The organism is Chitinophaga sp., from assembly GCF_036566945.1.
In the GTDB taxonomy this organism is placed as follows: domain Bacteria; phylum Bacteroidota; class Bacteroidia; order Chitinophagales; family Chitinophagaceae; genus Chitinophaga.
In genome coordinates this window covers 1-7,182 of the sequence record NZ_DATCVJ010000579.1, presented here as the reverse complement: position 1 = coordinate 7,182, position 7,182 = coordinate 1, and the positions used below count along the sequence as shown (strand labels likewise).

At 46.3% G+C, this 7,182-nt stretch carries 4 protein-coding genes and 1 pseudogene; all 5 read right to left on the bottom strand.

Annotated features, from left to right (window positions below; translation table 11 throughout):
* Positions 1-271: pseudogene (locus VIP81_RS17660) on the bottom strand (RagB/SusD family nutrient uptake outer membrane protein); the annotation flags it as partial.
* Positions 272-289: 18 nt separating this feature from the next.
* Positions 290-3,643: a TonB-dependent receptor gene (locus VIP81_RS17655; protein ID WP_331963804.1), complete on the bottom strand. Its 3,354-nt coding sequence runs from the start codon at positions 3,641-3,643 to the stop codon at positions 290-292.
* 101 nt (positions 3,644-3,744) lie between these two features.
* Positions 3,745-4,686 carry a FecR family protein gene (locus tag VIP81_RS17650; RefSeq protein ID WP_331963801.1) on the bottom strand — a complete coding sequence of 314 codons (942 nt, stop codon included), beginning with the start codon at positions 4,684-4,686 and terminating at the stop codon, positions 3,745-3,747.
* Between the two features lie 188 nt (positions 4,687-4,874).
* Positions 4,875-5,477 carry an RNA polymerase sigma factor gene (locus VIP81_RS17645; RefSeq protein WP_331963798.1) on the bottom strand — a complete coding sequence of 201 codons (603 nt, stop codon included), beginning with the start codon at positions 5,475-5,477 and terminating at the stop codon, positions 4,875-4,877.
* A 249-nt stretch (positions 5,478-5,726) separates the two neighbouring features.
* Positions 5,727-7,182, bottom strand: a 1,456-nt coding sequence (locus VIP81_RS17640; RefSeq protein WP_331963795.1) for a SusD/RagB family nutrient-binding outer membrane lipoprotein, incomplete at its 5' end; no start/stop codon positions are given.

Below are 7,182 nucleotides of genomic sequence, written 5' to 3'. Positions count from 1 at the left end.
TATTTACATCATTCGACTGTACAAATCCCCAAACATAATCCGCTTCATCGCAGCCACCAGTCCATAGTCCACGGTTAGTTTCATCGCCGGGATTACGTTGTCCGAATTCATCCGGAATTCTGCTGTATACATTATCCAGGAATCGTTGTGCGGTAGACCAGGTCCTGAATGTTTCGTCCACTGTTAACCGGTCGTCCGGCACCTGGCTCAGGAATTTCTTACAGGAAGATAATAACCCTACGGCCAGGAAAATATATAATAGCTTTTTCATGATCAGTTGCTTGTTTGATTAAAACCTTAAGTTAGCTCCCAGTGAGATGGTCTTTACACTTGGATAAGAAGACCCGTTATCTGTATTCAGCTCCGGATCCCATAACTTAAATTGGCTGAAAGTAAGCAGGTTGATTCCCTGCAGATAGATGGAAGAATTGCGGATACCAATACGCTGTAACAGGTGTGCAGGCAGGTTATAGGCCAGCTGTACCTGTTTCAGGCGGATGAAGCTCACATCTTTTACCCACCAGCTGCTGGCTTGCGTATTGTTTTTATTTTCCGCTTCACCATAGGCCAGTCTTGGATAAAATGCATCCTGTCTTGGGTTATCTTCTGTCCAGCGATCGGTCGCAATCGTGTAGGCATTGGTTACCCCGCCGCCGCCGTTGAAAGGAATAATAGCGCTACCTGCCAACAGGCGATCCGCATTGGACACACCCTGGAACAAGAAACCAAAACTGAATCCTTTATAAGCCAGGTCCATCCCAAAACCATATACCATGGCCGGTACATCACCACGACCAATTTTTGTGATATCAGCCGAGTTGATCAGCCCATCACTATTCAAATCCTTGTACTTAATGTCGCCGGGTTTTACCTGTGACCGATCACCCGGTACAGCGCTTTTGTCTATATCTCCCTGATCAACAAACAACCCTTCTGCGATATACCCATAGCGTGCATTCACATTATTGCCGCGGTGCTCCATCCATGGATACAGCTGTGGCGGACGGTCATCTTCTATCAGCTTATCTTTATTCCAGGTAATATTACCACGCAGGTTTACATCTACCTGTCCAATTTTCATCCGGTATTCAAGATTCGCATCCAGTCCTTTGTTATCCACGATGCCAAGATTACCATACTGCTGATTCTCCAGTCCCATGAAAGACACATTGGAAGCGCGTTGCAGGAAGATACCGGAACGATGTTCTTTAAATACATCTACATTAATTCTCAAACGATCTCCCAGTGTTACCAGCTCCACGCCCAGATCCTGCTTGTTGGATACAGACCAGCGCACATCAGTAGCATAACGATTAATGCTGATACCGGCGCCATTGTCTACGAAACCGGTTCCATATTTATACCTGTTATCATCCGAATTCAGATTGGTGATGTACAGGAATCGTTCTGCAGCACTACCTAAACCGGTGTTACCATTGGAGTAACGGAATTTCAGGAAAGAAACGGCATTCTTCAATGGTGCAAAAAAGTTTTCGTTGGATATTACCCAGGCCAAACCAATGGCAGGGAAGAAACCAAAACGGTTTTGTGGCGCAAATAATTCAGAACCATTATAACCGAAATTAAACTCTGTAAAGTAGCGGTCATCATAAGAGTAAGCCACTTTACCCGCCAGGCCCAGGTAGCGTTCCGGAATAGAACCAATAAAATCGCCGGCCAATGTATTGCTCTTATCACTCGTATAAAATAAACCCAGTCCTGTTACATGATGCTTCCCAAAGCCACGGTCGTAGTTAATAGCGGCTTCTGTGTAAAACTGCCGGGTTGTCTGACGATCACCATCTGATTTATCAAATCCCAGGTAATCATCGCCGGTATAGGTTTTCACCAGGTTAAGTGAACCATCTGCTTTATAAGGATTATTCATATCCGGGTAATAGGTATCTTCTCTTTTTGACCGTACAATAAAGTTCTGGTTGTACACATCAAAGGCAAACATGGCGGTAGCAGATAATCCGGGCGTAATCACTTTCAGATCCTGTGTAGCCCTGATATTGGAATACAGCTGGTTCTTAAATTCATTGCGGTATCCTCTGCGGGTAAGGTCGGCATAAGGATTACGGAAACCACCGTTGGCAGATTGGCCAGGTACCAGGTTGCCCGGATACATAATAGGATATGCTACCGGCGAGGCATCCATGGCACTCTGGAAAATATCATGACTGGCTACACCCGGATAATTGCCATTGGAGAAGTATCCCTGTAAGCCTACATCGAGCTTGGTGGTTTTAGTCACCTTCAGATTCAGGTTAGAGGTAAAATTGTAGCGGTTGTATTTCAGGGAAGAATTATACTTCGCCAGGTCGTCTGTTTTCAGGAAACCGCTTTCGTTGAAATAGCCGAGGGATACATAGTATTGAGCATTTTCCACACCGCCGCTGGCGTTCAGGTTGGCACTGCGGGTATGACCATATTTATTGAATACAGCATCCATCCAGTTTACGTCGGGGTACAACAATGGATCCTGGCCGGCTTTTGTTTTATCAATTTTTTCCTGGGTATAAATCGGGTTTTGATTACGCGTAGTGGCGGCTTCATTGGCCAGGTTCATATAGGTAACGCCATCCAGCATTTCCGGTCTTTTGGTAAATGAATTTACGCCTTCATTGTAATCAAAATAGATTTGTGGTTTACCTACTTTACCGGTTTTTGTTTTCAGCAAAATTACGCCATTGGCTCCACGCACACCATATACGGCTGTTCCTGCGGCGTCTTTTAAAATGGTGAAAGATTCAATGTCTTCCGGAGAAATATTATTAATGGCTCTTTCCACACCATCGACCAATACCAGTGGCGTAGCTTTGTTACCATTACCAAAAGTAGCAATACCGCGGATCCAGATATCGGCAGCGCTCTTGCCGGGTTCACCGGAACGTTGTACACCAATAACACCGGAGATACGTCCTGCCAGCATGGTGGAAATGTCTGATGCGGGTTGTTTAAATTCAGCGGGCTTGATGGTAGACTGTGCGCCTACCAGGCTCACTTTTCGCTGGGTACCAAAACCTACCACGGCTACTTCACCGAGTGATTTGCTGGCCAGTTTCAGTTGCACGTTTATGGCCGATTGGCTGCCTACCGGCATTTCTACGGTTTCATAACCGATGAAGCTGAACGACAACACATCTGCGGCAGATTTCACAATGATCTTATACCGGCCTTCCAGGTCGGTGGTGGTCATGGTACTTTGTCCTCTCACGGCTACGCTTACACCGGGTAAGGGTTTTCCGTTTTCATCGCGGATCACACCGGAAACAACAGCATCCTGCCGGGCGGTGGTAGCGGACGTAGTGAGTTTACTGATTACTACAATATCATTCACCTCGGCAAATCCGAGCGCTTTATGCTGCAATATTTTTTCCAGCACATTGGCCAGTCTTTCGTTGGAGAAAGAGTAACGATCTACTTTGTAGGCACTGATTAACTGCCGGTCGTAGGCAAAGGTAATTTTAGTGCGGCGATGCAGCTCTTTCAGCGCGGATTCCAGGCTGCCGCTTTTCAACGCAATCGTTACGCTGGTTTCCTGCAGTATTTGTCCCTGGCCCGCATAGGCAGGGGCACAGGTCAGGATTAAAACGATTATCAGCAATCGTTTTTTACAATTTTCTACAATTTGTTTCATACGTGGTTAGGCATTAATTGTTAACATTAATGAAAGGTTCCATTTACGTGGCATTCGTACTTCGTGTTTGTAAGCGATTAGCTTTGGTGATACATTGTTTATTATTCGTAAATAACGGTGTGTTTATCTATCGATCGCACCTGCAGATGATGGATGGCAGCCAGCACCTGCGCGGCTTTCTGCGGGTCCATTCCTGTTGGCAATTCCGTGGTATACCTGGTTGTTCTTACATGTTCTTCGGTGGTGGTAATCACGATCCCAAAATTCTTTTCCATCAGCACGGCCATATCATTAAAGGATACATCATTAAATATCAGGCGGCCTTCTTTCCATCCGGGTAAACTTTCATCTACCGGGATCACTTTCATAGCTCCGTTGTCCTTATTATATACCAGTTCCTGGTCGCGTTCCAGCAACTGCCTGTTTTTTCCATTTCCGGCAACGCTTACTTTACCGGACATCACGCCTATGCTGAGGGTGTGCACGTCTTTGTAGGCCGCGATGTTGAAAGCCGTGCCCAGTACGGTGGTGCGGAGGGGACCACTTTCTACGATGAAGGGTACATTGGGGTTGGTATGTACGTCAAAGAATACTTCTCCGTCTACCAGTTCCAGCTTTCTTGTTTTCGATAAATCGTCCGGTATACGGATGGTGGAACCAGCATTTAAGGCTATGGTAGATCCATCACTCAGGTGAAGTACAATCCTTTCTCCGTTGCGGGTGGTATAGGTGGTATAAATGGGGTTAACATGAGGATGGTGCACCATCCACCATGCGGCGCCGGCTCCTGCCAGCAGCAATACAGCAGCGGCGATCTTTATCAGGCGGCGGGGCCTGAGATAAAACGTTTTAGCTACTGAAATTTGGGGTTGGATGCCCAGCCAGATTTCCTGTTTTACGCGGGCCTCTTCTGCTTCATCCATTTCCGGGAGTACGGTATCATCGAACGACTGATACCAACGATCGATCACCTGCTGGTCGTTCCCGGAGGAATGACCCAACAGATACTTTTTAAAGCGTTCCCTGATTTTGCTGACTTCCACTGTGCGCGATTTTATTACTTATCTGAAAAAATTAGGTTCGGTACTAGTCCGCATAAAAAAAAAATGAAAATAATTTCGCCTCCGGGAGAAGCGGTTGTATTGGCAATACATTCCTGCTCCTGTGGCAGGAGTATTACTGTTTAAAATGGGAGATGGATAATAACAGATTAGGCCGCTGGTTGTACGGGCTATTTATTATTATGTAAATAGAAGAACAGGTATCCCAGTACCAATGTCCATTCCCCTGTAGAAGAGGCTTTAAGAGAAATGCGCAATCTTTTTAAGGCATCTGTCAACTGGTTCTTCACGGTTTGCTCTGAAATATTAAGTGTGTTCGCAATGTCGGCAATGGTATAATCATCTTCGCGGCTCAGGCGAAATATCTGTTGCATTCTGGCCGGCAGCCGGCCTATCTCTTTGTCGATACGAGCCTGCAGCTCTTTAGTTTCCAGTGTATTAACGGTAATTTGCTCATCGAAACTATCAAAAAAACCAGCTTTCTTAATTTCGGCCGCACTAAAAGCATAATGACTGATCACCCGGTAGCGGATAGCGGTAAAGAGATACCGCCCCAGGTCCCCCTCCTGCATAACAGAGATGTCATTTCTTCTTCTCCATAAGGTAATCATCACTTCCTGCACCATATCTTTGGCCTCATCTTTATCCACGCGCTGACAAGCCTTTAAATAAAGGGCCTGCCAATATTTATCATAAATCGATTCAAAAGCAGCCGTATCGTCTCCCTTTACCAGCTGTAATAAATCGCCATCACTCAGCATTTGTTCGCGCATATTAAAAAGTGGGTGAATACCGAAAATTAGTAATAATCTTTTAGCTTTTAGCTATTAGCTATTAGCTGTTAGAGAAAATGCAGCGGAGAAAAGCGCGTAAACACCTATCCTCACTGTATTTTTGCTAAATGCATATAGCAAAAAATAATTGAGCGGTCGTAAAACGACCGCTCAATTACTTTTAACTTCCGTGAACGGACTTTCGACTCAGCCCTGTAAACCCCAACTCCGCTGCATTTTCCCTAACAGCTAATAGCTATCCCACCATACCCGGCTCGCCAGATCATCAGGTCCGCCGATACGTTGTACCGCCTCGTCGTAATGTTGTTTGTTCAGCAACGCCTCCCGGGAAGGGTAGCCATGCCTGCGGGGTATTTGTCCGTCGCGGGTTTGCGCGTTGGTCGGCGGCAGCAATTTCGGGAACCCGGTTCTCCTCCACTCATGCCACGCTTCCCAGCCATTGAGAAAAAGTGCCACCCACTTTTGTGTACCAATCAACTCCAATGCTTTAGCCGGACTATACACCACACCCGGCGATGCTATACATGCGGCATAGGCAGCATCGGTATATACCCCAAACTGCTGCATCGATGCTTTGATGCCTGCCAGGTAATAAGCCTCTGCATCTGCATCGGTACCCGTGATCCAGGTCAACTTCACCGCTTCTGCCAGCGCAAATTGTACCTCGGCGGCCGTATAAAAGTAAACCGGCGATTCCGGCTTACGCATGCCCGCCCCCAACAACGACATAGAAGAAAAATTGGTGTTGATCACACCATAGGTCTGTCCGTGATATAATCCATCCCCCGCTTTGTCGGCAAATTTGGGTAACCGCGGATCATTATTCGCCTGCAGGTTATTCACCAGCGTGGCAGACAAAGCGTAAGGATTATTATCCACCCGCCAGCTGAAGGACCAGTAATTTTCATTGTTCTGATCTCCCTGGAGATAATTATATACCACGTTATCTTTGTTATCCAGGATCACCCCATCCGCGAGTGCTGCATTAAATTCCGTTTTTCCTTTTACGGCATCAATTTTAGAGAGCCGCAACGCCATCACCAGGCGCAGGGTATTGGCAAACTTTTTCCATTTAGCCGGATCACCGCCAAACAGGATATCTCCTTTTACATTTACGCCCCCATCAAATTGCGCTGCCGCTTCCTTCAGCTCTTTAAACAGGTCATTATAAATATCGGACTGTTTATCATAGGCGGGTATCAGGTTGTCATTGCCTTTCAGTGCATCCTTATAAGGCACATCGCCCCAGCGGTCTGTCAGATGCAGAAAGAAATAAGCCCTGATAATACGGGCCACTGCCAGCTGATTGGCATTGGAGCCAAAGGAACTGGCCTCCAGTTTTTTTGCCGGGTCGCTATTCGTGGTGATCACTACCTGCAAATCATTCAGGGCGCCCTGGTAATAACCAAAGTCCCAGTTGCCTTTTACGTATACACCTTCGCGTTGGTAAGTCATCTCCGACAGGTGTTGGGCATACAACGGCGCCTCCCTGATAGGAGTACCACTGCTGCCGCCAATAGTAGCCGCCATATCACGGATAATATTGGTGATCAGGTAACCAGTATAAGGTTTCTTAGGCATGTTGGGATTGGTGTTGATATCTCCAAAATCCCCCGGCTTACAACTATATAAGGTGAGCAGCAGTAATAGTATACAAGTAATATATGAGTGCTTCATAAAGTAA